This window comes from Stenotrophomonas sp. TD3, assembly GCF_001939825.1.
Taxonomy (GTDB): Bacteria; Pseudomonadota; Gammaproteobacteria; order Xanthomonadales; family Xanthomonadaceae; genus Stenotrophomonas.
The window spans coordinates 2,787,477-2,813,754 of the sequence record NZ_MOYM01000001.1; the positions used below are offsets into that span (position 1 = coordinate 2,787,477).

Sequence of the window (26,278 nt, forward strand, 5' to 3'; positions counted from 1 at the left end):
CCGGGATGGTCCGGCTACCAACACGAACAGGAGAACCACCATGTTGAAGTCGCTCACCCTCGCCACCGTTGCCCTGCTGGCCATTGCACCGGCCGCACAGGCTGCACCGCTGGGCATGGCCCAGGTTGAACAGACCCTGCGCAAGGCCGGTTACACCCAGATCCACGAGATCGAACGCGATGACGGCCTGTGGGAAGCCGACGTGAGCCGCGCCGATGGCCGCTTCAGCGAGGTCTACGTGGACCCGAAGACCGGCGAGATCTTCGATGAGCACAGCGGCCGCGCGCAGTTGACCACCGAGCAGGTGCTGGCACGGGCGCAGTCGCACGGCCTGCGCGAAATCCATTCGCTGGAACGCGATGGTGCGACCTGGTCGCTGGAAGCCCGCAACGCCCGCAACCAGAAGGTGGACGTGCGCCTGAGCGGCTACGACGGCCGCATCCTGCACAGCGAGCGTGATGGTTGGCTGGATTGACCTGCTGGTAGTGCCGGCCGCTGGCCGGCAACCCATGATCGCTTCCAGCCCCGCGAGTCGCCGGCCAGCGGCCGGCGCTACCGCGCGGTTACCAACCGGGCATGGACTCGGCTCTACGGGAGCGGCGTTACCAGCCGTACGGCGGCGGGTAATCCCAGCCCGGGCCGCGGCCGTAGTAGCCGCCATACGGGCCGAAGAAGCCCGGGCCCTTGCCTTCACTCACGTGGATGTTGAGGTTGACCCCGTGGGTCTTGCCTTCATCGGTGGTGTAGTTCTTGCTCAGGTTCAGCGTGGCCGCGTTGTAGTGGCTGTTGCCGCCGTTCTTCGAATAGCCGATGCCGGTGGTGAAGCTGCCGGACACCTTGACCTTGTCGTCGGTCACGTCGGCGATCTTGGCGTCGTCGTGCACGCGCGGGCCGCTCTTGTCACCGTAATAGGTGCCGGGCGGGTCCTGCTGCAGGGCCGGGTCGTTGAGGTAGCGCATCGGCGCCTGCGGCAGCGTCAGGTCCAGGCCGGCAGCCTGCGGCGCGGTGGCGCCAGCGGCGGACTGGGCCAGCACGGTTCCCGGCAGGGCCAGGCACAGCAGCAGGGTCAGGGGGCGGATCATGACGGCGCTCCAGCGGACAGGTGGCCACGCAACACGCGGCGGTACAGGCCGACGCTAGCAGGGGTTGCTTGAATGATGCCTGTCGGCGCCCGCTTGCGGTAGAGCCAGGCCATGCCTGGCTGCACGCTACAACCGTCCGAAGCCGAACAGCCCTTCCAGCGCATGCTTGCGCCGTTCGATCCGGGCCCGCAGCAGCTGGGCGCCGATCATCGAATAGGTGATGCCGTTGCCACCGTAGGCCATGGCGAAATGCACCCGCGGGCCCCACTGCGCGTGCGGGCCGAAGAACGGCAGGCCGTCGGCGGTTTCAGCGAAGGTCCCGGCCCAGGAGAAGGCCGGCACCGGGTCCAGCCGTGGGAACCAGTGCAGCAGCTGTTTCATCAGCTTGTCGGCCTTGCGCTGTACGCGCCGGTCGCGGCGGGCGGGGATGTCGATGGTGTCGTCCAACCCACCCACCAGCAGGCGACGGTCGCCGGTCGCGCGCAGGTACAGGTACGGGCGTGCGCTCTCCCACACCATCGTGTTGCGCAGCCGGCCGAGCACGTTCGCATCGATGGGATCGGTGATGAAGGCATAACTGCTGCGGTTGCGTGCGACCCGCTGTTCGAGCCAGTGCTGGTTGGCATAGCCCATCGCCAGCACCACGTGGCGGGCGTGGATGCTGGCGCCGCCCTCGGTGACGGCGCTCACGCCGCGCGCGGTGGGTGTCAGCGTGTGCAGCACCGTGCGATCGTGCACGGGGCTGCCGCGCCGGTGCACGCGTTGCAGCAACCCATAGGTCAGGCGGTAGGGATCGACCCGCGCGGCCTGGCGGGTCAGCAGGGCGCCACCAGCGTCCACGTCGAAGCGTTCCTGCAGTGCCTCCGGGCCCAGCCAACGGGCATCCAGGCCGATGCTGCGCCGCGCTTCACCATCGGCCATCAGGCGTGGCACGTCGCGGTGGCGGCTGGCCAGGTACAGGCTGTCCATGCGCTGGAAATCCACGTCCTTCACCCCGCGTGCCACCTCGGCCAGGGCCGGGATTGCCTCCGCACAGGCCCGGTAAGCCAGTGCAGCGGCGTCCTCGCCGTAGCGCTGGGCCAGTTCCAGCAGATGGGTATCGATCTCGTACTGCAGCAGCGCGGTGCTGGCGGCGGTGCTACCCCAGCCGATGTCACGCTGCTCGATCACTGCAACGTCGTGGCCATGCCGGGACAGTTCGTCGGCGATCAGCGCACCGGTGATGCCGCCGCCGACCACCAGCACGTCGCAGCGCAGATCCTGCTGCAGCGGCGGGAACGCGTGGATCAGGCCGTTGCGTACCGCCCACCACGGGTAACCGCTCTTCAGGTCCATGGCTGCGCGTGGCTCAGGCCGTGGGCTGGCCGGTATGCGGGGTCTGGATCAGTTCGGACAGATCGAAGCCCTGCAGGCGGGCGGCCGCCAGATAATGGTCCTGCACGGTCGCGTCCAGGCGTGGCTCGCGCGCCAGCAGCCACAGGTATTTGCGATCCGGGCTGCCGACCAGCGAGACGCTGTAGTCCGGGGCAACCTGGATCACCCAGTAGTCGCCCTTGGCGAACGGCAACCAGCGCAGGCCCTTGGGCAGGAAACTCACCTCCAGGCGCGCGCTGTCGTTGTCGACGGCGCAGGCCTCGCCGGTGGCTTCCTCGATCTCGCCGTCCATGCGGCAGCGGTTGGTGACGCCGACGTTGCCGTTGTCGAGCAGGGTGTAGTGCGCCGACACGTCGGTGCAGCCCTCCGGCTCGTGGCGCATCGGCAGGCGCGCGATCTCGTACCAGGTGCCCAGGTAGCGGGGCAGCTTGAGGTCGGCGACGGTCTTCAGCGGCGGGTGCTCGGTCATCGGTCATCGTGGCAGGGGTGGGCCTCCACGATGCCGATGGCCTTGCCATGGGCGGGTGAAGCCGGGGCGATGGCCGTGTCCAGAACGTTCCGTCGCCCCGGCGGAGCGCCCGTTGTCACCGGCGTGGCGGTATCCTGCCGCCAGCGCCGTGTTTTCCTGATCCAACCGAGGTGGAGGTGCCGATGTACCAGGTGATCCTGTTGAAGAGTGAATCCGCGTTCGCGCGCGAACAGTGGCCGCAGGTCGACGACCTGGTCGACTACGAGGGCGTGGCCTACAGCCTGCGTGCCGGCCCGCGCCAACCGCTGCCGACCGACCACGACTGGCACCCGGTGGCGGTGTACGCGCCCGATGAGATCACCGAGGAAGAGTTCCAGGACTGGTACGCGCTGCAGCAGCCGGCCGTGGAAGAGCTGCGCCTGAAGTACTGAGTACCGCGGACGGGCAGTGTCGAGCCTGCTCGACGCTGCTGGAACCGCGCATCCGCCCTTTACCGCCTCTGCCGTATAGTCGCGCGCAGGCGCGGTGGTCCGCGCGAACCGGTGTGGCTGCGTGTCTTCTTTCCTGCGATCGATCCGTGCACGGGGGCCCTGGTGGGTCCTGCTGCTGTGCACCGCCTTCCTGCTGTCCGCGCCGGTGCTGGCGCAGGATGAGGAGCCCACGCCGAAGCAGCAGCTGGCGGACATCGATTCCAGCCTGAAGGATGTGGAGCGCAAGCGTGGCGATGCAGAAGCCACCGAGACGCTGGCGATGCTGTCCGAGAATGCCTCGCAGGCACGGCGTGACGCCGAGGCGCTGGAAAAGGCGCTGCAGCCACAGTTGGATCGACTCAACGAACAGCTGGCGCAGCTGGGAACACCGGCAGAAGGCGCCACTGAGCCGCCGGAGCTGGCGGCGCAACGGCGCACCCTCACCAAGCAGCGCGACGGCCTGGCCGCCTCGGTGGTGCAGGCCAAGGCCAGTGCCGTGCGTGCGCAGCAGCTGGCGGCGGACATCGAGCAGCAGCGCACCGCACAACGCACGGAGGAACTGGGCCAGAAGGTCGCCTCGCCGCTGTCGCCTGCGTTGTGGAGCCAGGTGGCCGAGCGCCTGCCGATCGATATCGCGCGCGTTGCGCCGTTGGCCGAGCAGGGGCGCGACGCGCTGGTCGCCGGCATCCGCACCCATGGCTGGGGCACGCCGTTGCTGGGCCTGCTGGCCGCGCTGGTGATGATGTTCCCGCTGCGGCTGTGGCTGCGCGCGCTGGGACGCAGGTTCGCCGCGTCCGAGCGCGCGCCTGATGGTCGACTGCGCCGGTCTGGCCTGGCCATGTGGCTGCTGTTGGTGGGTACGCTGCTGCCCGGTTATGCCGTGGTGGTACTGATGGCGGCGCTGGATGCCATCGATGCGATCGCACCGCGCCTGCAGGTGGTGGCCGACGGCCTGGAGACCGCCACCTTCCGTGCGGCCTTCATTGCAGCGCTCAGCGCCTGCCTGCTGGTGCCCAAGCGCCCGTCATGGCGGCTGTTGAACCTGGACGACACCGCCGCGCTGAAGCTGCGCAAGTACGCGTGGGGCGCGGCGGCGCTGGCCTGGCTGAGCACGGTGCTGGTGGCCCTCGACCAGGCCACGCGCACCAGCGATGTCACCACGGTGGCGTTGGACGGCCTGATTGCCCTGACCTACCTCGGCCTGATCATGGCCATGCTGGTGACCCTGGCGCGCCTGCATCGGCGGCAGACCGCCGAGGCCGAGGCCAAGCTGGAAGCGCAGGCCGATGGCATGAGTGCAGCCACGCCAGTGCGCCGCAGCAGCTGGCTGGTACTGGCCCGGGTAGCGGGCAACATCGCGGTGGTGGCCGCCATCATTGCCACGCTGCTGGGCTACCTGAATTTCGCCAAGTTCGTGAACCAGCAATTGATCGGCGGCAGCATCGTAGTGCTGGCCGCAACCCTGCTGTTCAAGTTCGTCGACGACCTGAGCACCTGGATGCTCAACGCCGACAGCAAGGTTGGCCAGACCATCCTGCTCAGCACCGGCCTGAGCGTGTCGCGGCTGGAACAGGCGGGCGTGCTGCTGTCGGCGGCATTGCGCACGATTGTCGTGCTGCTTGCGCTGCTGGCGTTGGTGGCGCCGTTCGGCAACATCGGCGCGGTGGTGGAGCGCTTTTCTTCGCTGTTCACCTCTGGATTCGATATTGGCGGAACCAAGCTGGAGCCGGTGCGGATCGTGCTGGCGGTGCTGGTGCTGCTGGCTGGCCTGGCCGTTACCCAGCTGGTACAGCGCTGGCTGACCGACACCTACCTGCCCAAGACCGAGCTGGACCTGGGTGCACGCAATTCGGTCAGCACCGTCGCCCGTTACGTGGGCATCATCATCGCGGTGATCTGGGCGCTGAGCGCGATGGGCCTGCAGCTGAGCAAGCTGGCATTGCTGGTCAGCGCGCTGTCGGTGGGTATTGGTTTCGGCCTGCAGGTGATCACCCAGAACTTCGTGTCCGGCCTGATCCTGCTGGCCGAGCGTCCGGTGAAGATCGGCGACTGGGTGAAGCTGGGCGACCAGGAAGGCGACATCCGCCGCATCAGCCTGCGCTCGACCGAGATCCAGGTGGGCGACAAGTCGACGCTGATCGTGCCCAACTCCGAGCTGGTCACCAAGACCGTGCGCAACATGACGATGGGCAACAACCAGGGCCGCATCCAGATCCAGTTCGCGGTGCCGCCCAGCACCGATGTCGGCAACCTGCGGCAGGCGCTGCTGGATGCGTACACCGCGCACACCAACGTGCTGAAGCAGCCGGCACCGACGGTCTACATCGACAGCATTGCCGGTGGCCAGATCACCATCAACAGTTTTGCGTACGTGGCCAGCCCGCGGCAGGTGTATGCCACCCGCAGCGATCTGTACTTCAGCCTGCTGCACATCCTGGCCGAGCGGAACATCCCGTTGTCGACCCCGACCGACATCCACATCACCCGCGATCCGCAGGAGTAGGGGGTTCTTTGCAGGGCTGCGCCCTGCACCCGCTACAAGCCGGAGCAACGGCAACGGCAACAGCAACAGCAACAGCAACAGCAACAGCAACAGCAACAGCAACAGCGTGCATTCCGTGGTTTGGCGGGGTGGGTCCGGTTGCGGGAGACGCCGTAAACCCGTCCATGGGGGCTTGGCCGCGGCATCCATGCCGCGGACACTCCCGCAACCGGACCCACCCCGCCTTCGACAGTTTGCTGCGGTCTGTCGGAAATGCTCTTGGGGTCAGATCCGTTTCCCGGAGGAAAACGGATCTGACCCCATCTTGGTTTTCGATATCTGACAGATTGTGTCGACCAAGGTTGACACCTACCGACAGCCGCAGAAATCTGTCAGAGGTGGGGCGGTGTCGGAGTGCGGGGTGTCAGCCGCATGGATGCGGCTGCCAAGCCTACAGGGACGTACTTGCGGCGTCCCCGCACTCCGACACCGCCCCGCCAAACCACGGATTGCACGCTGTTGCTCTGGCTGTTGCTTCGGCGGGTGCAGGGCGCAGCCCTGCAAAGAACCCTATCCTCGTGGTCGGCTGCGCGAGGGCACCAGTGCGAACGTGTCCACCGCCAGCTTCTCGGCGTGGTTCAGCCACGCGCGGATCTCCAGATCATCCACTTCGTGGTCCAGCCCGAACGACACGTTGATCTTGCCGTTGGCATCGGGCTGCACCCACTGCTGGGCCAGCACCACCTTGCGCTGCGAGGATACCGCCTCGATCCAGAATCCACGATCCGGGCGCGTGCTCGCCACCAGCTGCAGCATGTACTGGCCGGCACGGGTGCGGCGGCCCTTCTGGGTGATCATGTGCGCCTGGCGCACGCTCGGACGCGGGCCTTGGAACGCATCCAGCGGCGCATCCACCGCGATGCCGCCGCGCAGGTCGTTGTCGCGGTACAGCTTGATGCCGTTGTCGCGGTTGACGAGCAGGGCGCACCAGTCGCCGTCGGCCGAGCCATCCTCGAACGCGGTGCAGCGATCGACGTAGGCCAGGGTGTTGTCCGGGTTGGCATCATCGAACTGGCGCGAGGTGTTCTCCAGGTACACCGACTTCAACCCCCAGTCCTTGTCGTACTCCAGCAGTACCGGAGGCTGCACGTGCTGCAGGCCGACCACCACCTGGTCATCGCCATCGATCTTCAGCTCGCGGGTCGGTTCGCCCAGCCACAGCGAACGGGCGAAGGCGAGGTATTGCGGGTAATCGCGGCCGCCATCGCGCTGGGTGGCCACGCTGGCGCTGGGCGCGCGCTGGGTATCGATCAGTGAACGGCCGAAGCCCATCGTCTTCAGGTTCGGGTCCAGCAGGCTGAGCAGGGTCGCACCCGAATCCAGGGTGGTACCGGCGTCGGCGCTGAGCTGCTGCGGGGCAATGCCATCGCCCAGGAACAGCAGCAGGTTCTCGCGCTTCTGCCGGGTCAGGATGTGGGTGAGATCGTTGGGCATCGCCAGGTGGTCGGAGGCGATCACGATCAGCGTGTCCTTGCCGTACGGGCTGGCCTGGATGCGCTGCACCAGCTGCGAGATCAGCCGGTCGCTGCACTTGAGCGCGTTGAGCATGTTGATGTTGCCGTACTGGCTCTGGTAGCGCTCGCCCTTGCACGACACCGGCAGGTGGCCGGCCGGATGGTGGGTGTCCATGGTCAGCGTGGTCAGCATGAACGGTGAACCCGCACGCGAGAGCTGTTCGAAGCGCTGGTAGGCGGTGTCCAGCAGCACGTCGTCGTGCACGCCCCAGGCCGAGTAGTGGATGCGGCCGATCTTCTTCTGCTGCTTGAACCACGCCAGGTCGTGCACTTCATCGAAACCGTGGCTGGCCAGGAACTGGCCCTTGCCGGCGAACTGGCCGTTGGCGCCACCCAGATAGTGGTTGGTATAGCCCTGCTGCTTCAGGTAGTCGCCCAGGCACACCGCCTTGGGCAGGAAGCTGCCCATGCGGTCCATGCTGTTCTCATCGCCCTGCGAAGTGGTCAGCGGCACGCCGCACATCGACGAGACCAGGCCGGCGATGGTCCAGCCACTGCCTTCGGCCGAGGCCAGCCCGCGCACGTCCAGCGACTGGCTGGCGAGGCGATTGAGGTTGGGCATCAGGCCCGGGAACACGTTGTCGTCCAGGTAAGTGCGTTCCAGGCTTTCGCCGTAGATCCAGACGATGTTGCGCGGACGCTGCAGCGGCTGCGTCGGTACCTGGTACTCGGGGGCGATACGGGCGAAGTCGACCGGGCGCAGCTGCTGGTACAGGCGCTGGCCGTCGCGGGCCAGCGGGCTGATCAGGATCGTGGCCACCCAGACTGCAGCGAAGCCGGCGAACCAGGCACCGCCGTGGCCGGACTGGCGCCAGCGCTTCACCCGTGTGGCGAACAGCGGCAGCAGCGAGACCAGCGCCAGTACGATGAAGCCGGCGATATAGCCCTTGAAATCGGAGACACCGGCGCCTTCCATGTCGGCGCCCAGGTGGTACAGGGTGGCGGCATTGAGCCCATCACCGGAGAGCTTGTCGATCAGCCACCACGCGCTGAGCATCAGCAGCAGCAGCGAGAACGCACCGGCCTTCCACCACACCCACTTGTCGGACGCGAGGAACAACCAGCACAACAGCAACAACGACAGCAGCAGTATCCAGAGCATAGGCAGCTTCGGCAGTGACGAGGTGGTGGTGATGGACGTCGTACCGACGCGTGTCCATCCGACCGGCGCTGCCACAAGCACATGTACATGACAGGCCGATGACCCGATAGTGCATGCACGAACCTGACTGAAATGTTTGTTGAAATAACGCGCGCGCAATCGCGCTCAGAAGGTAAAACGAGCGTGAAAGGCTTCGTTGTATTGCATTAAAAACCGCATGAATACGGGTGTTTTCGTCGATGCGCTAGCGATGTCCGCGTTCTTCGCGTGCCCGCGCACGACGGTCGAACAGCAATGCGCTGGTCACGATGCCCAGGCCGAGCACCACGCCGATGAACAACAGGATCAGGGCGATGAGCGGGTAGCCGAACAGGTGCCAGCCGGTGTCGATCTTCATCATCATCGCGGCGGCCATGATCAATGCGGCGCTGATGATGCCGGCCGCCACGCGGTTGGCGATCTTCTGCAGGTTTTCCATCAACCGCGACTCTTCCAGGCCGGTGACCTTCATCTGCAGGCGGTTCTCGGCCAACAGCGCCATGATGTCCGACAGCTTGCGCGGCCCATCGCGCAGCAGTTGCTGCAGTTCCATCGCCTCGCTGGCGATGTTGGCGGCCGACAGCGATTTCTTCAGGCGCGCACGCATCACGTGTTGCAGCTGGCGCTCGACGATGCGGCGGGTTTCCAGCTCGGGTGCAAGCAGCCGGCACACGGTTTCCAGGTTGAGCAGGGCTTTGCCCAGCAAGCTCAGTTCCGGCGGCGTGCGCAGGCCGCAGGCGGTGGCGATGCGCACCATGTCCAGCACCACGCGGCCTTCGGAGAAACTGCCGCTGGCGGCGTAGCGCGCGATCAGCTGGCCGGTCTCGCGCAGGTAGCGCTCTTCATCGAACGCCTCCAGCCGCGTGCTGATGCTGATCAGGTCGTCGGCCACTTCTTCGCCGCGGCCATCGACGGCAGCGAACAGGATCTTCAGCAGGCGCTCGCGCAGGCGCGGCGGCATGTGCGCGACCATGCCCAGGTCGAAGATCGCCAGCCGTCCATCGGGCATCACCCGCAGGTTGCCGGGGTGCGGGTCGGCATGGATCTCGCCATGCACGAAGATCTGGTCCAGGTAGCCCCGGATCAGCGCCGCCGCCAGCGGGTCCATCGATTGCTCGGTGCGGCGCACATCGGGAATCGCATCCACGCGCACGCCGGTGGCCAGTTCCATGGTCAGCACGCGCTGGCTGCTGTAATCCCACAGCGGCTGCGGAATCCACAGGCGCCGGAATGGCTTCAGGTGCCGGCCGAAACGGGCCAGGTTCTCGGCCTCGGCGTGATAGTCCAGCTCCTGCATCAGGGTCTTGGCGAACTCGTTGAGCCAGTCACGCAGACGCACGCGTCGGCCGACCTGGGTCAGGTGGTCGGCGGCCAGCGCGAAGCTGCGCAGCGCCTCCAGGTCCGAACGCAGCTGTGCGGCGACCTCGGGCTTCTGCACTTTCACCGCCACCTGGCGGCCGTCGTGCAGCACCGCGCGATGCACCTGCGCGATCGAGGCGCAGCCCAGCGGCTCGGGATCGAACGCGGCGAACAGCTTGTTCACCGGCGCGCCCAGTTCCTGCTCGACGATGGCGTGGATGCGCTCGACCGGGATCTCGGCCACCTTTTCCTGCATGCGCTCCAGCGCGGTGGCGAACTCCACCGGCACCATGTCCGGGCGGGTGGACAGCATCTGGCCCAGTTTGACGAAGGTCGGCCCCAGCGCTTCCAGGTCGCTGACAAACTGTTCCGGGTTGCCATCGGCGGGCACGTCGGCCTGGTTGCTGGCCGCGTCCAGGTTCATGCCCGAGAACACGCCCGAATGGCGGTAGCGCATCAGCAGGCGCAGGATCTGGCTGCGCCGGTTCATGCCTTTGACCAGCGGAGGGTTGCCATTGGCGGTGGGCGGATTGCTCAAGCGACACTCCCATGCGACGAATACAGGTAGTGCCGGCCGCTGGCCGGCAATGTCCGGATTCCGCAGTGTCGCCGGGGGGCGGTAGGCACGCGGTGAATCCGACCGCTTCCGCAGCTGCCCCGGTATCGGTCAGAATCCGCTCATTCCCTTTCTTGGACGCCCCATGGCCGGTGCCAGCCTGTTTGCCCTGCTCGACGATATCGCCTCCCTGCTCGACGATGTCTCGGTGCTGACCAAGGTCGCGGCGAAGAAGACCGCAGGCGTGCTGGGCGACGATCTGGCGCTGAACGCGCAGCAGGTGACCGGGGTCAACGCCAACCGCGAACTGCCGGTGGTGTGGGCGGTGGCCAAGGGCTCGCTGGTGAACAAGGTGATCCTGGTGCCGGCGGCCCTGGCGATCAGTGCGCTGGAAGCCTGGCTGCACAGCCGCGGCTGGAACGTGCCGCTGATCGTGCCGCTGATGATGATCGGTGGTGCCTTCCTCTGCTTCGAGGGCGTGGAGAAGCTGGCGCACCGCTTCCTGCATTCAGCTGACGACGATGCCGAGCGCCAGACCGAACGCCGCAAGACGCTGGCCGATGCGCAGGTGGACATGGTTGCGTGGGAGAAGGACAAGGTGAAGGGTGCGATCCGCACCGACTTCATCCTTTCGGCCGAGATCATCGTGTTGACGCTGGGCGTGGTCGCCACCGCGCCGTTCACCAACCAGGTGATCACCCTGGCGGTGGTGGCGCTGGCGATGACGATCTTCGTCTACGGACTGGTGGCGGGCATCGTCAAGCTCGATGACGTGGGCCTGTACCTGTCGCGCAAGGGTGGGGCCATCGCCGCCTTCGGTCGCGGCCTGGTCGCCTCGGCACCGTGGCTGATGAAGTTCCTGTCGGTGGCCGGCACCATCGCCATGTTCCTGGTTGGTGGCGGCATCCTGGTGCACAACGTACCGGCGCTGCACCACGCGGTGCAGGCGCTGGGCGGCGAGGGCCAGTGGGGCTGGCTGGTCGGTGCGGTGGGCAACATGGTGGTGGGCATCATCGCCGGCGCCATCGTGCTGGCGGCGGTGACAGGGTTCCAGAAGCTGCGCGGTAAGTAATCACCGGCGGGTCGCAAGGTAGAGGCCGACCTTGGTCGGCGCTTTGTTTCCCGCGCGTGCCAACCAAGGTTGGCACCTACCGAAGCGGTTTGCGGCGGGCCGGACGATCACCCCGCCTGCACCCGGTTCTTGCCCTGTCGCTTGGCCGCATACAGCGCATCATCCGCGCGGCGCAGCAGGGTCTCGGTATCGTCGCCGGGTTGCCATTGCGCCAGCCCGGCGCTGAAATGCACGGGCACGCGGCGGTCCTGTACGGTCAGCACGCGATGCGCCAGTGAACGCTGCAGGCGCTGCACGGTGGCCATGCTGTCGGCGCCCTGGGTCTCCGGCAGCACCAGCACGAACTCGTCGCCACCCAGCCGCGCGATGCCGTCGGTGGCGCGCAGCAGCAGCTTGCAGACGGCCACCAGGTGCTGCAGCAGTGCATCACCACCGGCATGGCCGTGTGCATCGTTGGTCTGGTGGAAATCATCCAGATCGATCACTGCCACGCCCAGCGGCGAGTTGTTGCGTGCGGCGCGGGCCAGCTCGCGCTGCAGCAGTTCGTCCAGGCCACGGCGGTTCAGCGCCTGGGTCAGCGGATCGATGCGTGCCAGGTCACCGGCCGCACGCAGTTCCTGCTCCAGCTCGGCAATGCGCTGCTCTGCACGTTCCACTTCCTGCCGCGCGTTGGCCAGGTGGTCGCGGGCCTGTGCGGCCTGCTGCTGCACCTTGCCGGTGTCGCGCATCACGTCCTGCAGCAGCTGGTTGAGGTCGGCGATGCTGCGCGCCTCACGCAGCTGCAGCGCGTAGCTGCCGATACGGTCGTGGTACTCACCGGTGCTGGTGGCCATACCATCCATGCGCTCGATGAACTCGCCCATCAATCCGCGCATCGCCGCCTTCGAGTCGTCGATGCCCTGGCGCAGCAGGCCCTGCTTGTAGATCACTTCGCGCAGTTCGGCGCGGGTGCGCTCGACCGCCTCGGCTTCCAGCGGCCCGTCCAGCAGCTGACGTACCGCCGCGATCTGGCCCTGCAGCCAGCTGCGGTCATCCAGCAGCTCGCTCACGTTCTCCAGCAGCAACGCGAACAGCTCCAGCAGCAAGGCCTGCTGCTCCTGCCAGCTCTCGGCGCGCACGCCGACCTGGTGGCCAAGTTCGCGCACGCCCTGTTCGATCGGTTCCAGCGCCGTACCTGGCTGCCACTGGCGCAGGTGCATGGCCAGTGCCTGCGCTTGTTCGCGCAGATCCGGGTCGTGCTGCAGCAGAGCCACCACGGCGCCGCCCAGCAGCAGCCGCAGCTGCTCGGACAAGCGCAGGCTTTCCGGCTGCCCATCCGGAGAATGCTGTTCGATGGTGCGGATGTACTTGTCGATCAACTGCCGCATCGCGCGCCCGTAGCGCGGCCAGTCGGCGCTGGCCTGCGCCGACTGCAGGCGGTCGCCCATGTCGCCCAGTTCGCCGGGCAGGGTGGCCATGCCATTGGCGAACGCGGCCAGCAGCGGCTCCGGTGCGTCGGCCCCGGCGAACAGCTGCTGCAGGGCCACACCACCGCCACCCTGCAGCACCACGCGGTCGCCCAGCCCATCGTCCACCACCGCGCGCACGCGTGCCGGCGGCCCAAGGGCGGTACCGGGGGCAGGGCGGTGGTCGGGCTGGTCCGTCATCGAGCAAATCCTGGGGCTGGCAGGGACTGGTTCCAGCATATCGGCGCGGCCGCCGACGGCTTGAACGGCTAGGATGGGCGACAGGATGCCGCAGTGGAGGTGGTGATGCGCGTGATGTTGCTGGGGGCGACCGGCCTGGTCGGCGGGCTGACCCTGTCCCGGCTGCTGGACGACCCGCGCTGCAGCGCCGTGATCGCCCCGACCCGCCGCCCGTTGGGCGCAGCCCACGGGAAGCTGGAGAACCCGGTACTGGCCTTCGATGCGCTGCCCGCCGCAGCCGGGTGGGCGCGCGTGGACGCGGTCATCTGCGCGCTGGGCAGCACCATCGCCCAGGCCGGCAGCCGCGAAGCCTTCCATCGTATCGACCATGATTACCCGCTGGCATTCGCCCGCCTGGCACAGGCACAGGGTGCACAGACTTATGTGCTGAATTCCGCAGCCGGCGCCAACCCGCAGTCGTCGATCTTCTACAGCCGGGTGAAGGGCGAGCTGGAACGTGACCTGCGCGCGTTGGGCTTCGCCTCCTTGACGCTGGTTCGCCCGGGGCTGATCGGGGGCGAGCGCAACGAGGTGCGACGTGGCGAGCGCCTGGCCCTGACGGTGCTTGGTGCGCTGGGGCCGGTGTTGCCACGCGCGTGGCGGATCAATCCGGCCAGCGAGATCGCCACGGCACTGGTCGAAGCCGCGCTGGCCCCGCAACCGGGCGAGCACGTGGTGACTTCCAGCGCACTGGTCGGCTGATGTCTCGTGCGCTGCGCCTGACCCAGCTTCAACAGTTGCTGCGCCGCCATCGGCGGCCGGTGGCCGGGCAGGTGCTGGCCGAAGCGCTGGGCATCAGCCTGCGCACGCTGTACCGCGATATCGAGACCCTGCGCGAGCAGGGCGCTGACCTGCGCGGCGAGGCCGGCGTCGGCTACCAGCTGGCGCCAAGCGATACCCTGCCACCCATGACGCTGCCACCGGCAGAGATCGATGCGCTGGTGCTCGGCCTGCGCTGGGTCGCCGCGCGCACAGAACCGGCGCTGGCCGAGGCGGCGCGTGATGCACTGGCGCGTATCGCGCATGTGCTGCCGGCAGCGCGCCGCGAGGCCTTGCGTGACAGCGGCCTGCGCGTTGGCCCTTCGCGCGCGGGGAGCAAGGTTCCCCCCGCGCGTCTGCAGGCCGTGCGTGAGGCTGTGGGGTCACAGCAGCGCCTGAAGTTCGGCTACGAGGATGCGCAAGGCCGGCGCAGCGAGCGCATTGTCTGGCCGTTCGCACTGGGCTACTTCGATGAGGTGCCGATGCTGGCGGCGTGGTGCGAGAGCCGCGAGGATTTCCGCCATTTCCGGCTGGATCGCATCCGCCAGGTGCGCGCGCTGGAGGATCACTACCTCGTGCCGCGCGCCACCCTGCTGCGGCGCTGGCAGAAGACGCAGGGCATCGCGCCGGACTGGCTGGATCGTTCGTAGCGTCGGGCTTGCTCGACTGCCATTGCGCTTCGCTTTCTGCTGCTGGTGCGATGGGTTGGCGGCTTTTGCTCTTTGCTCTTTGCTCTTTGCTCCTGGTAGGGGTCGAGCTTGCTCGACCGCCTTTGATCTTCGCGAACAGCAGTCGAGCAAGCTCGACCTCTACCAGGGCAGTGGCAACAGCAGTCGAGCAAGCTCGACCTCTACCAAGACAAGGCAACAGCAGTCGGGCATGCTCGCCGCTACTGACAGAATCTGTCAGCAGGCTCGTTCCACCATGAGCGCTCCCAACAACGGAGCTTCCCCATGTTCACGCCCAGCACCCTGCTGCAGTACGTGCGCGACGTCGCCACCAGCGCCACCTTCTACAGCGGCATCCTCGGCAAACCGCCGGTCGAGCAGTCGCCTGGCTTCGCCCTGTTCCTGCTCGGCGATGGCGCAGCGCTCGGCCTGTGGCAGCGCGACGGCGTGCAACCGCCGGTGTCCGCACAGGCCGGTGCCGCTGAACTGGCGATGGTGGTCGCCAACCCCGACGCCGTGCAGCAGATGCACGAAGCGTGGCGCGCTCTTGGTGTGGAGATCCTGCAGGCGCCGGTGACCCTGGAATTCGGCCACACCTTCGTCGGTGCCGACCCTGATGGTCACCGCCTGCGCGTGTACAGCCGCGCCGAGGGCATGGTCGCGCGCGATTGATCGCCCGCATTGTGTAGATCCACGCGATGCGTGGATGCGGGAAAAAAAACGCCGGGCAATGCCCGGCGTTTTTTCCACGTCATGTGCCAACCAACGGTTGGCACCCACCGATCAGGTGGCCGATCAGCTGGCCAGTGCCAGGTCGTCCATCATCGCGCGCAGGAAGCGGGCGGCTTCGCCACCGGTGGCCGCGCGGTGGTCGAAGGTGACCGACAGCGGGATCACCTTGTGCGCTTCCACGCCGCCCATCACCGGGGTCATCTGGTGGCGGGCACGGCCGGCACCGACGATGGCCACGCACGGCGGCACCACGACGGGGGTCGCGTAGCGGCCGGCGAACATGCCGAAGTTGGACAGCGAGATGGTGTAGCCACTCAGTTCCGAGGCGGCGATGGAACGCGATTCCACCTGCTCGCGCAGGCGGTTGACGCCCTCGCGGATGCCACGCGCGTCGAGCATGTCGGCATTGCGCAACGCCGGCACGAACAGGCCGTCGTCGGTGTCCACGGCGATGCCGATGTCCACCTGCGCGTGCAGGGTACGGGTCAGCGCTTCACCGTCGAACCAGGCGTTCATCGCCGGTACCTTCTGTGCGGCGACCACGATCGAACGCACCAGGCGGGCGGTGACGTCGTTGCCCGGCAGCCAGGCATGGATGTCGGCGTCGTCGTTCAGCGTGGTCGGCACGACCTTGCTGTGCGCATCGGCCATCACGCGGGCCATGTTGCGGCGCACGCCCTTCAGCGGTTCCGGCTGGCCCTTGGCGATCACGCCCGGCGGCTGGGTGCGCATCGGCTTGCCGGCGGCAGACAGCGGGGTGCGCGCTTCGCTCTGCACCGGGGCCGACACCTGTGCCGGGGCCGGCGCGGCATAAGCGGCGGCAGCGACCGGCGCCGGAGCAGCGCCGAGCTTGGCGGTGCCGTTGGCAGCGGCCTGCTTGACGTCGGCCATGGTCACCGCGCCATCGGTGCCGGTAGCGGCCACGCGGCTCAGGTCCACGCCCAGCTTGCGCGCCATCGCACGCACGGCCGGCACGGCCTTGACGCCACCGACGGCCAGCGCCTGTTCGGCGTGCACGGCATTGGAGCTCTGCATCGCGCCGACCACGGTACCGGCGTCATCACGCTCGGCAGCGGCCGGCTTGGCGGCTTCGGCGGCCACCGGTGCAGTGGCGGCCGGCAGCGGCGGCGGGGTCGGCGCGGCAGCCGGTGCGGCATGACCATGGCTGTGGCCGGTGTCCTGGCCATCGGCGCGCTGCGGCAGATTCGGGTCCAGCTCGAAGCTGGCCAGCACCGAGCCGGTCGGGATGATGTCGCCTGCGGCGCCGGACAGCTTCAGCACCTTGCCGGAGAACGGCGAGGGCACTTCGACGACGGCCTTGGCGGTCTCCATCGAGACCAGCGGCTCGTCCAGCTTGATCACATCGCCTTCCTTGACGAACCACTCGACGATGGTCGCGTCCGGCAGGCCTTCGCCCAGGTCGGGCAGGTTGAAGTTCTTGGTCTGGCTCATTTGCAGTTCTCTTCCAGCAGTTCCAGTTCGCGGGCCGGCAGCCAACCCGTCGCGCCATTGGCGCGCTCGGACCACCACCACCCGCCGTGTTCGTGATGAAGCTTCACCATCTCGCCGCTTTCCACATCCAGCTCGCGGGCGTCGTAGTCGCACAGGGCTTCGGCGCGACCCTCGTCCAGCAGCTGCAACCAGGCGATGGGCGCCCATCCAGCGCGCCCATCGTTGGTGCGTACCCAGGCAAACGCCGGCCATTCCTCGTCACGGACACCTACTTCGACGATCTGGCCGGTGTGGAACCGGAGCGGGTTGGGATACTGGCTGCGGTAAGCCCCCAGAAGGCGGGCCCGCATGTCAGCCGGCCGCCACCGCGCGCTTGGCCGCAGCCACGATCCGCTCAACGCTCGGCAGGTACTTCATTTCCAGGCGGAACAGCGGAATGTGGGTGTCGTAGCCAGTGACGCGCTCGACCGGGGCCAGCAGGTCGTAGATCGATTCCTCGGCCAGGCGCGCAGCGATTTCGGCGCCGAAGCCCGCGGTCTTCGGGGCCTCCTGCACGATCACGCAGCGGCCGGTCTTGGCCACCGATTCGGCGATGGTGGCGAAGTCCAGCGGACGCAGCGTGGCCACGTCGATGACTTCGGCACTGATGCCTTCACCGGCCAGCTTGTCGGCCGCTTCCAGCGCTTCCTTCACCTGCGCGCCCCAGGTCACCAGGGTCACGTCGGTGCCATCGCGCAGCACGAAGCAGACGTCCAGCGGCAAGGCTTCGCCGTCGTTGACGACCACTTCCTTGTACTGGCGGTAGATGCGCTTGGGCTCCATGTAGATCACCGGATCCGGCTCGCGGATCGCGGCCAGCAGCAGGCCATAGGCACGCTGCGGCGACGACGGCAGCACCACGCGCAGGCCCGGCACGTTGGTGAAGATCGCCTCGTTGGCTTCGCTGTGGTGTTCCGGCGCGCGGATGCCACCGCCCCACGGCACGCGCAGCACCATCGGGCAGTGCAGGCGGCCACGCGTGCGGTAACGCAGGCGTGCGGCGTGGCAGACGATATGGTCGACCATCGGGTACATGAAGCCATCGAACTGGGCTTCGGCCACCGGCTTCATGCCCTGTGCGGCCAGGCCGATGGTCAGGCCGGCGATGGTGGTTTCGTCCAGCGGGGTGTCGAGGATGCGGTCCGAGCCGAAGCGCTGCTGCAGACCGGCAGTGGCGCGGAACACGCCGCCGTTGACGCCCACGTCTTCGCCCAGCACCAGCACCGACGGGTCGTGTTCCAGCTCCCAGGCCAGCGCCTGGGTGATGGCTTCGATGAGGGTGATCGGGGTGGTGGTCATGCTGTCATCTCCGCGCGCGACAGCAGCGCTGTCGGCGGCGTTGGTGTGCGCGCCGGGCGCGCCGTTCTTGATCTCATCCATGGCGCTTCTCCAGGGCGATCGCCTGGGCACGCTGGGCCAGCAGGTCCGGCGGCGGATCGGCATACAGGAAGTCGAACATCGCCTCGACCGGCTGCACCGGCGTGTTGAGGTACAGGTTCACTTCCTCGTCCACGCGCGTGCCGCACTCGGCGGTCCAGGCGGCCTCTTCTTCCTCGCTCCACACGCCGGCGTTGATCAGGTACTTGCGCAGGCGCAGCATCGGCTCGCGCTGCCAGGCATCCTTCACTTCGGCGTCGTCGCGGTAGCGGCGCGCGTCATCGGCGGTGGTGTGGTCGGACAAGCGATAGGTCATCAGTTCCAGCACGGTGCCGCCGTCGCCGGCCAGCGCACGTTCGCGCGCCTGCTCCATGGCGGCCAGCACCGCGATCAGGTCGTTGCCGTCCACCTGCAGGCAATGCAGGCCGCCGGCCAGGCCCTTCTGCGCCAGCGTCTCGGCGCCGGTCTGGGCCGAACGCGGGACCGAGATGGCCCAGCCGTTGTTGACGATGCACAGGATCAGCGGCAGCTTGTAGGCGCCGGCCGAATTCAGTGCCGCGTAGAAGTCGGTCTTGGAGCTGCCGCCGTCGCCGCACACCGCCACGGCGATCTGCGGTTCCTTGTTGAGCTTGAACTTCAGCGCGGCGCCTGCGGCATGCAGGCACTGGGTGGAGATCGGCACGCAGAACGGGAAGTCCTTGGCCGCGTTGCCACCGTAGTCGTTGCCGCGCTCGTCGCCGCCCCAGTACATCAGCACGTCGTGCGGGCGCACGCCACGCATGAACATCGCGCCATACTCGCGGTACGAAGGCGCGAACACGTCGTCCTTCTGCATCGCAGCGCCGATACCCACGTGCGCGGCTTCATGGCCCAGGCAGGCGGCATAGGTGCCCAGCTTGCCGGTGCGCTGCAGCGCAATGGATTTGCTGTCGAACGTACGTACGAACAGCATCTGCTTGAACAGCGGTACCAGGACCTTGGGGTCGCGCAGCGACGCGGGCAGGTCATCGCGGACGAGCTTGCCGTCCGCGTCCAGGTACTGCAGGTATTCGATCTTGAATTCAGCGGCAACCGTCATTGCGTACTGCACCTTCGACAGAGAAGTTACAAATGATATGAATCGCCATGTTAAGGAACGCGTACGGAATAGCCTTCCTGCGCCGCAACACGGCGATTCCCCGTTTTACCCCTGCCGGCGGGTGGGGGGCCAATAACAACAACGTATTCAGTCGTTGCTGCAAAGCATCAGAATACGCCTCTGGCTGACCGCCAGTACAACGGCCTGGACGGTTCCACGCGCAGGCCCGCCATCGGCCGATGCTCCACGACCAACCGCACGCCCCGGTATGGACCCGGCGGCTGCCAGCGCGGCGGCAACGCGCTACCCTTGCCGCCCCCGATCTGGTCCCGCCCATGTCCGTCGACAACAACCAACGCGATCTCGAAGCCGGCATCCACACCGACCTGCAGGGACGCCTGACCTACGGCGGCTACCTGCGGCTGGACCAGCTGCTCAGCGCGCAGCAGCCGCTGTCCAGCCCGCCGCACCACGACGAGATGCTCTTCATCATCCAGCACCAGACCTCGGAGCTGTGGCTGAAGCTGCTCGGCCACGAACTGCGTGCGGCGATCGGCTTCCTGCAGCGCGATGAAGTCTGGCAGTGCCGCAAGGTGCTGGCGCGCAGCAAGCAGGTGCTGCGCCAGCTCACCGAGCAGTGGTCGGTGCTGGAAACGCTGACCCCGTCCGAATACATGGGTTTCCGCGACGTGCTGGGCCCGTCCTCGGGCTTCCAGTCGCTGCAGTACCGCTACATCGAGTTCCTGCTGGGCAACAAGAACGCACAGATGCTGCAGGTGTTCGAGCATGACCCGGCCGGGCAGGCGCAGCTGCGCATCGTGCTGGAAGCGCCCAGCCTGTACGAGGAATTCCTGAAGTACCTGGCCCGCTTCGGCCATGCCGTGCCGGCGGTGTACGAATCCCACGACTGGACCCAGCCGCATGTGGCCGACGACGCACTGCAGCCGGTCTTCGAGCGCATCTACCAGGACACCGACCGCTACTGGCGCGAGTACTCGCTGTGCGAGGACCTGGTGGACCTGGAGACCGCCTTCCAGCTGTGGCGATTCCGACACATGCGCACGGTGATGCGCGTGATCGGCTTCAAGCGCGGCACCGGCGGCTCGTCCGGCGTGGGCTTCCTGGCCAAGGCGCTGGAGCTGACCTTCTTCCCCGAACTGTTCCAGGTGCGCACCAGCCTGCAGGCGGCGCCCCCGGCAGAACGGGGCTGACCCCCATTCAGCTTGGACCCCGGCCATTGGCTGGATCGTTTCAGATGCAAGTTCAGCGAGCAGGCCGTGACCTGCCTCAAACGGCGTGTATTTGACGTGAACGCCAGAAGTCGGTGATCCTCGCGCGTTGCTCCAACTGCACAGCGGACGTGCTCGTCATCCACCGAACCAGGAAATCCGCATGAGCGTAAACGCCACTGCGAACACCCCAGAGCCGGCGCTGCCGGACTTCAAGACCACGCTGGGCCACCCGCGCCCGTTGTGGATGCTGTTCATGACCGAGTTCTGGGAGCGCTTTGCGTTCTACGGCATCCGCTGGGCCTTGGTGCTGTACATCGTCGCCCAGTTCTACAACGGCAGCGCTGCCGGTGAAGGCGACGCCAGCCGCATCTATGGCGCGTACCTGGCCCTGGTGTACGCCGCGGCGATCTTCGGTGGCTACGTGGCCGACCGGGTACTGGGTTACCAGCGCTCGATCCTGACCGGCGCGATCATCATGGCCGCCGGCCTGTTCATGATCTCGCTGCCGCAGGAGCACATCTTCAAGCTCGGCCTGGCCACGATCATCGTCGGCAACGGCCTGTTCAAGCCCAACATCTCGACCATGGTCGGCAAGCTGTACGGGCTGAAGGATGAGCGCCGCGACTCGGGCTTCACCATCTTCTACATGGGCATCAACATCGGCGCGATGATCGCCCCGGTGCTGACCGAGTACCTGGCCCGCAAGGTGTTCGGTACCGACGCGATGCCGTCCTACAAGGTCGTGTTCATCGCTTCGGGCGTGGGCATGCTGATCTCGCTGGTGTGGTTCTACATCGGTCGTGCCGGCCTGAAGGGCATCGGTGCACCGCCGGCCGGCGCTGAAGGCTTCGGCCGCATCATCATGGTGCTGGCCGGTGCCGTGGTCGCCATCCCGGTTGCGTACTTCCTGCTGGCTACCGGCGCCACCGCGCTGGCCTGGATCCTGGGTGCGATGTTCACCGCCCTGGCCATCCTGCTGCTGGTCGAGGGCGTCCGCGAGGGCAAGGTACAGCGCGACCGCGTGATCGCCATGCTGATCATCTTCGCCTTCAACGTGATGTTCTGGATGTTCTTCGAACAGGCCGGCAGCTCGTTCACCTTCCTGGCCGAGAACATCGTCAACCGCCAGTTCGGTGACTGGACCTTCCCGACCGCGTGGTTCCAGTCGGTCAACTCGGTGGCCATCATCACCCTGGCGCCGATCATCGCCTGGATCTGGGTGGCCATGGGCCGCGTCAATCCGTCCATTCCGCGCAAGTTCGGCCTGGGCCTGCTGTTCAACGGCGCTGCCTTCGCGCTGCTGATGTTCGCCCTGTCGCAGATGGTCGTGGACGGCAAGATCCCGTTCTGGACCCTGTTCATGGTCTACGTCATCCAGTCCGTGGGTGAGCTGTGCCTGTCGCCGATCGGCCTGTCGATGGTGACCAAGCTGGCCCCGGTGCGCCTGGTCGGCTTCGGCATGGGTGGCTGGTTCCTGTCCACCGGCATCGGCAACAACCTGTCGGGCATCTTCGCTGGCGTGGTCAGTGGTGAAGGCGGCATGACGGTCGAGTCGGCCCTGAAGGGGTATACCTTCGGGTTCTGGGCCCTGATCGGCTCCGGCGTGGTGCTGTTCCTGGTCGCCCCGCTGATCAACAAGCTGATGCACGGCGTCAAATGATGATGAGAGGGTAGAAGGCATGCGTAGCAAGCTCGGTAGTGCAGTGGTGGTGGTCTGTGCGGCGCTGATCGGCGCCTGTTCCCAACCGCAACCGCCTGCCGCTGCCGAGCCTACGCAGCCCCTGGATACCCGACCCACCGAGCCACCGGTCGCTGACCCCAGCGAACCGGTGGCCTCGGGCAACACCCCGGTGGCGGCGGACATCGCCGCCATCGCCGGGCTCGGCGCGCAGTTCGACCCGGCCCGCGACCCCGCCGACGATCTGGCCACCGCCAAGGTGGAAGCCCAGCGCGGCAAGAAGCGCATCCTGCTCGAGGTCGGCAACGCCGCCTGCGATCGCTGCCAGGCGCTGGACGAGATGGTGGAAGGCAACGGCGACCTGCGCCGCTTCCGCGATGCCCACTACGTGTGGGTGAAGGTCAACGCCAGCGACGAACAGCCCAACGCCGCCTTCTTCGCCCAGTACCCGGTGATGGAACGCGACTATCCGTACCTGCTGGTGCTCGACGCCGATGGTGGCCTGCTGGTGTCGCAGGCGACCGGTGAGCTGCGCAAGGGCGAAGCTTTCCAGCCCACACGCGTGACCGCGTTCCTGAAGCAGTGGGCACCTGACCGGTAGTGCCGGCCGCTGGCCGGCAACCTCGATGGGTGCCGCCTGCTGGTCAGCATGCTCTGGTGGGTGCCGACCGTTGGTCGGAATGCTCTGGTGGGTGCCGACCGTTGGTCGGCACTGAGGCACATCCGCGCATGGCGTGGCTCTACTGCGCGCGCCGTCACACTCTCTGAATCGGCGTCTCAACTTCACCGTGAGCACGCCGTTACCGGCAAGGACCTCAGTCGACGCCCCGTCGACGCAACCTACCGGAACGCCCATGCACAGCGACCACGCCGAACGATTGCCCGAACCTGCCAGCGACCTGGCCGAGGGTGGGGCAGGCGAGGGCGTGACCCTGCCGCCGCAGGAGGCGCTGCTGGATGACGCCGGTACCGGCGAGGACACCGTCGAACTGGCGCCGCCGCGTCACCGCCTGCCGCAGATCGCGCTGCCCGACAACGTGGTGCTGAAGGGCGCGGTGCAGAAGCTGGTCGAGCAGAAATCGAGGCTCGATGCATTGGCTGCCGAAGGCCAGCTGGCCGGGTTGCTGCCGCCGGAATGGCAGGGTCATGGCGTACGCGCGATCGAACTGTCCACCTTCATCCAGGGCGTGTTGCCGTTCCTGCAGCCGGGCGAGCGTGGTGAGACCGCACCGGCGCGGCTGCCGGTACGCCACGTGCTCGGTGACGACAGCCGCTGGGGCCTGGAGGATGTCGCCGAACCGAAATCGCTGGCGTGGTACCTGGCCAGTGACGAACGCGCCACTGCCGGCAGCAAGGACGTCGCAGAAGCCTACCTGGTGGGTGCACTCGGCCTGGCGTGGATGCAGGAAGGGCGCAGCCGCCCCGGCTTCCTGCGTGAGATGGGCCAGGACAGCCTGGCCGCGCGGGTGACCATGCTCGGCTACCCGCCGGCCAACGAACTGGCGCTGTACAGCGTCACTGCGCACGGCCAGCCGCAGATCTGGTGCGTGCACGGTCGCCGCCGCATGCGCCCGCTGGTGGCGCCGTGGTTGAGTGTGCCGCTGCTGACCGCCTACGGCGTGCCGGCGCCGGTTGCGTGGCCGTCCAGCTTCCCGCCGGTGGAAGCAGTAGCCGAACTGCTGGCGACCGCCCGCCTGGGGCGCGCGCTGCCGGAAGTGGATCTGGGCAAGGTGGTGGCGAAGATCGCCGAGGATGCAGCGTCCGACGCCTGGCAACCGGTCAGCCTGCTGCAGCTCAACACCTGGTCACCCCGCTGGCACTTCTTCCTGGGCACCTTCGTCGGCCTGCCGTCGCTGCTGCTGGTGGCCGCGGCGCTGGCGCTGCCGGGGGCGGTCGAAGCGGCCACCGTCGCGGCCTCGCTCGGTTTCGCCGGCGGTGCCATCGCCGCGCTGGCCGTGCCGTGGATCCATGCACGGCGCAAGCACCTGAGCTGAGGTGTGGGCGCCATCCAGGCGTGGCGTGAATCTACAGGGGGCTGGGTGCCGCAGTCTGCAGCTGTTGCCGGGCCCGTTCCATGGCGGCCTGCAATCGTTGCTCGAGAACCTCGCGAGAGGGCAGGGAGGTCAGATACTCCGCAACATGGATGCCTGAGCGATCCAGCTCCAGCAACTCGATCTGGCCGGTCTTTTTCCCTGTGCAGAGAATGATGCCCAGCGGCGCTTGTTCGCCGTCCTCACGTTCGTAACGGTCCAGCCAGCGCAGATAGAGTTCCATCTGCCCTTTATGGGCGGGCTTGAACTCGCCGATCTTCAGCTCGATGGCGATCAGCCTGCGCAGACGCCGGTTGTAGAACAGCAGGTCCAGATGGAAGTCATCGCCGTCGATCTGGATGCGCTTCTGGCGTGCGACGAAACTGAAGCCCGTGCCAAGTTCGAGCAGGAAGCCCTGCATCTCGCGAAGGATCGCGCTTTCCAGGTCCTGCTCGTCCCAGCTGTCCTTCAGCCCAAGAAAATCCAACACATAGGGATCACGCAGCACCAGTCCCGGTGACAGTGGTTGGTTGCCGCGCAGTGCCGCCAACTCATCGGCGATGGTCTGTTCGGGCTGACTGGAAAGCGCCGTGCGCTCGTACAGCATCGAATCGATGCGCTGGCGCAAGGTGCGCACACTCCAGCCTTCTGTGGCGGCCATCTGCGCGTAGAAGTCGCGCTTGAGCGGATCTGCCAGGGGGATCAGTGCAATGAAGTGGGTCCAGCTCAATTGTCGTATCAGCGATACGACAATCCGCTCGTCCGCAAATGCGATGGAGAACTGCACCATCCGGCGCAGGCTCTTCTCACCGAAGGAGGTGCCGAACTCGGCAGACAGCGCCTTGGCGATCCGGGTGAAGAGAACCTCTCCGTAACGAGCCCGTTGTCCAGCCATCTGATCCACATGGATACGGCGCCCGATTCGCCAGTACAGCAGGGTCAGCTCGGCGTTGATGGACCTGTGCATCCTGCCGCGCGCCTTGCAGATCAGGTCTCTGAGATCGACCAACAATTCCTGGCCATGCGGCAGCGCCGAACGCGTGTCATCCATGAGGAGCCCGTCTGGTGTGGACCCGAGGCCGGGCGATTACCCGTGGGGCATTTACCGTCAGGCCCAGGAGGCTGACGGTCCAATAGAAAGTTCCACTGGATCAGCCGGTTTCGATACACAAGCCTCGCGGAAACGGGCCGTATCGGGCCAATGCGGAAATGCCGGCGGGCGAGGGCGACACTTCAGGACAGAATCTGCGTGAAGTGAATGCGTTCGATGACCTCGTTTGCAGTCGGCCCACAGCCCGCTGGAGAGCGGGTCCCATCAGGTCAAAGGGGGCGGACGACACTCGCCCAGCCACTGTTCCGCTACCGGCCAGGGTGGGCACCCGCGACTTGGGGCCCAAAGCGACTTAATCCCCTCCGTCCCCTTTTCCTTTCAGACCCCTTCGCCCATCCGCTCCAGGCCTTCGCCGGCCAGGCGCAGGATCAGCTTTTCCAGCACCTGCTCTTCCTCGTCGCTCAGCACCGACATCAGCTTGCGGGTGATCTCGATCACCATCGGCGCGATGGTCTCGTACACCTCGAAACCGGCCGCCGACAGCGCCAGCACCGAGCGGCGGCGATCGTCGCCGTGGGTCTCGCGCTTGATGAAACCGCGTTCCAGCAGGCGGGCCACGGCGCGGCTGACCGCCACCTTGTCCATCGCCGTGCGGTCGGAGACCTCGCTGGCCGAGGAGCCCGGGTACAGCGCCAGGATGGTGATCACCCGCCACTCGGGGATCGCCAGACCGTAACGATCGCCGTATAGCTTGGCGATGTTGCCGCTGACCCGGTTGGACAGCACGCTCAGCCGGTACGGCAGGAACTGTTCCAGGTCGAGCAGGACGTGCGAGGCACGCAGGCGGGTCGAAACGGGATCGGCGGGGCTCATGTTGCGGTGCACCTTGCTGGTGGTTTCAAGTGTAACTATAAGGGG

Annotated in this window: 22 protein-coding genes and 1 pseudogene; 11 read left to right on the forward strand and 12 right to left on the reverse strand. The window is 67.0% G+C overall.

Annotation, left to right across the window (positions count from 1 at the left end; all coding sequences use genetic code 11):
• Positions 1-40 precede the first annotated feature (40 nt).
• Positions 41-475: a PepSY domain-containing protein gene (locus BKE09_RS12885; protein WP_075675976.1), complete on the forward strand. Its 435-nt coding sequence runs from the start codon at positions 41-43 to the stop codon at positions 473-475.
• A 127-nt stretch (positions 476-602) separates the two neighbouring features.
• On the opposite strand, the gene BKE09_RS12890 is transcribed toward BKE09_RS12885, so the two are convergent.
• The 3 genes from BKE09_RS12890 to BKE09_RS12900 all read right to left on the reverse strand — a co-directional run bounded on the left by BKE09_RS12890 (position 603) and on the right by BKE09_RS12900 (position 2,925).
• The gene (locus tag BKE09_RS12890) at positions 603-1,082 is read right to left on the reverse strand and encodes a hypothetical protein (protein WP_014038776.1); all 480 of its coding nucleotides are present in this window, start codon (positions 1,080-1,082) and stop codon (positions 603-605) included.
• A 126-nt stretch (positions 1,083-1,208) separates the two neighbouring features.
• Positions 1,209-2,417, reverse strand: a complete 1,209-nt coding sequence (locus BKE09_RS12895; protein WP_075675977.1) for an FAD-dependent oxidoreductase — start codon at positions 2,415-2,417, stop codon at positions 1,209-1,211.
• Between the two features lie 13 nt (positions 2,418-2,430).
• Positions 2,431-2,925 carry a lipocalin family protein gene (locus BKE09_RS12900; RefSeq protein ID WP_053497449.1) on the reverse strand — a complete coding sequence of 165 codons (495 nt, stop codon included), beginning with the start codon at positions 2,923-2,925 and terminating at the stop codon, positions 2,431-2,433.
• A gap of 182 nt (positions 2,926-3,107) precedes the next feature.
• Here BKE09_RS12900 and BKE09_RS12905 point away from each other — a divergent pair, with 182 nt between their 5' ends.
• Positions 3,108-3,356: a hypothetical protein gene (locus tag BKE09_RS12905; RefSeq protein WP_049422925.1), complete on the forward strand. Its 249-nt coding sequence runs from the start codon at positions 3,108-3,110 to the stop codon at positions 3,354-3,356.
• A 121-nt stretch (positions 3,357-3,477) separates the two neighbouring features.
• Positions 3,478-5,898 (forward strand): DUF3772 domain-containing protein, encoded by a 2,421-nt coding sequence (locus tag BKE09_RS12910; protein ID WP_075675978.1) that lies wholly within the window; start codon positions 3,478-3,480, stop codon positions 5,896-5,898.
• 549 nt (positions 5,899-6,447) lie between these two features.
• Here the strand turns inward: BKE09_RS12910 and BKE09_RS12915 are convergent.
• Together BKE09_RS12915 and BKE09_RS12920 are read right to left on the reverse strand one after the other, a co-directional pair.
• A complete protein-coding gene (locus tag BKE09_RS12915; RefSeq protein ID WP_075675979.1) occupies positions 6,448-8,553 on the reverse strand; it encodes a phosphoglycerol transferase I in 2,106 nt (701 codons plus the stop codon).
• A 244-nt stretch (positions 8,554-8,797) separates the two neighbouring features.
• Positions 8,798-10,453 (reverse strand): annotated as a pseudogene (locus BKE09_RS12920) (AarF/UbiB family protein); the annotation flags it as partial.
• Between the two features lie 199 nt (positions 10,454-10,652).
• On the opposite strand from BKE09_RS12920, the gene BKE09_RS12925 reads away from it, so the two are divergent.
• A complete protein-coding gene (locus tag BKE09_RS12925) occupies positions 10,653-11,579 on the forward strand; it encodes a DUF808 domain-containing protein (protein ID WP_075675980.1) in 927 nt (308 codons plus the stop codon).
• A gap of 107 nt (positions 11,580-11,686) precedes the next feature.
• Here the strand turns inward: BKE09_RS12925 and BKE09_RS12930 are convergent, their stop codons facing one another.
• The gene (locus BKE09_RS12930; protein ID WP_014648695.1) at positions 11,687-13,225 is read right to left on the reverse strand and encodes a GGDEF domain-containing protein; all 1,539 of its coding nucleotides are present in this window, start codon (positions 13,223-13,225) and stop codon (positions 11,687-11,689) included.
• A 105-nt stretch (positions 13,226-13,330) separates the two neighbouring features.
• On the opposite strand from BKE09_RS12930, the gene BKE09_RS12935 reads away from it, so the two are divergent.
• From BKE09_RS12935 to BKE09_RS12945, 3 genes are all read left to right on the forward strand, one after another.
• Complete coding sequence (locus BKE09_RS12935) at positions 13,331-13,966, forward strand: NAD-dependent dehydratase (RefSeq protein WP_170871748.1); 636 nt, start codon at positions 13,331-13,333, stop codon at positions 13,964-13,966.
• Complete coding sequence (locus BKE09_RS12940) at positions 13,966-14,673, forward strand: YafY family protein (protein WP_075675982.1); 708 nt, start codon at positions 13,966-13,968, stop codon at positions 14,671-14,673. The genes BKE09_RS12935 and BKE09_RS12940 overlap by 1 nt, the downstream gene beginning before the upstream one ends.
• Before the next feature lie 303 nt (positions 14,674-14,976).
• The gene (locus BKE09_RS12945) at positions 14,977-15,363 is read left to right on the forward strand and encodes a VOC family protein (RefSeq protein WP_075675983.1); all 387 of its coding nucleotides are present in this window, start codon (positions 14,977-14,979) and stop codon (positions 15,361-15,363) included.
• 123 nt (positions 15,364-15,486) lie between these two features.
• Here the strand turns inward: BKE09_RS12945 and BKE09_RS12950 are convergent, their stop codons facing one another.
• Genes BKE09_RS12950 through pdhA form a run of 4 tightly spaced genes read right to left on the reverse strand, consistent with a single transcriptional unit; the run spans position 15,487 to position 19,369 of the window.
• Positions 15,487-16,875 (reverse strand): dihydrolipoamide acetyltransferase family protein, encoded by a 1,389-nt coding sequence (locus tag BKE09_RS12950; RefSeq protein ID WP_075675984.1) that lies wholly within the window; start codon positions 16,873-16,875, stop codon positions 15,487-15,489.
• Positions 16,872-17,225 carry an SH3 domain-containing protein gene (locus BKE09_RS12955; RefSeq protein WP_005411349.1) on the reverse strand — a complete coding sequence of 118 codons (354 nt, stop codon included), beginning with the start codon at positions 17,223-17,225 and terminating at the stop codon, positions 16,872-16,874. Before BKE09_RS12955 ends, BKE09_RS12950 begins: the two co-directional genes overlap by 4 nt.
• A 1-nt stretch (position 17,226) precedes the next feature.
• Positions 17,227-18,294 (reverse strand): alpha-ketoacid dehydrogenase subunit beta, encoded by a 1,068-nt coding sequence (locus BKE09_RS12960; RefSeq protein ID WP_005419896.1) that lies wholly within the window; start codon positions 18,292-18,294, stop codon positions 17,227-17,229.
• Entirely contained in the window at positions 18,287-19,369 is a 1,083-nt protein-coding gene (pdhA, locus tag BKE09_RS12965) for a pyruvate dehydrogenase (acetyl-transferring) E1 component subunit alpha (RefSeq protein WP_049443946.1), read from the reverse strand. The genes BKE09_RS12960 and pdhA overlap by 8 nt, the downstream gene beginning before the upstream one ends.
• 335 nt (positions 19,370-19,704) lie before the next feature.
• On the opposite strand from pdhA, the gene BKE09_RS12970 reads away from it, so the two are divergent.
• The 4 genes from BKE09_RS12970 (at position 19,705) to BKE09_RS12985 (ending at position 24,273) form a co-directional block, all read left to right on the forward strand.
• Positions 19,705-20,580, forward strand: coding sequence for a tryptophan 2,3-dioxygenase family protein (locus BKE09_RS12970; RefSeq protein WP_014038762.1), 876 nt, complete (start codon positions 19,705-19,707; stop codon positions 20,578-20,580).
• 181 nt (positions 20,581-20,761) lie between these two features.
• Positions 20,762-22,261, forward strand: coding sequence for an oligopeptide:H+ symporter (locus tag BKE09_RS12975; protein ID WP_075675985.1), 1,500 nt, complete (start codon positions 20,762-20,764; stop codon positions 22,259-22,261).
• Between the two features lie 19 nt (positions 22,262-22,280).
• A complete protein-coding gene (locus tag BKE09_RS12980; protein ID WP_075675986.1) occupies positions 22,281-22,880 on the forward strand; it encodes a thioredoxin family protein in 600 nt (199 codons plus the stop codon).
• A gap of 253 nt (positions 22,881-23,133) precedes the next feature.
• Complete coding sequence (locus BKE09_RS12985) at positions 23,134-24,273, forward strand: hypothetical protein (protein ID WP_075675987.1); 1,140 nt, start codon at positions 23,134-23,136, stop codon at positions 24,271-24,273.
• A gap of 31 nt (positions 24,274-24,304) precedes the next feature.
• Here the strand turns inward: BKE09_RS12985 and BKE09_RS12990 are convergent, their stop codons facing one another.
• Together BKE09_RS12990 and BKE09_RS12995 are read right to left on the reverse strand one after the other, a co-directional pair.
• On the reverse strand, positions 24,305-25,360 hold the full coding sequence (locus tag BKE09_RS12990; protein ID WP_075675988.1) for a PDDEXK nuclease domain-containing protein: 1,056 nt from the start codon (positions 25,358-25,360) through the stop codon (positions 24,305-24,307).
• 378 nt (positions 25,361-25,738) lie between these two features.
• Entirely contained in the window at positions 25,739-26,233 is a 495-nt protein-coding gene (locus BKE09_RS12995) for a MarR family winged helix-turn-helix transcriptional regulator (protein ID WP_042359011.1), read from the reverse strand.
• Positions 26,234-26,278 lie beyond the last annotated feature (45 nt).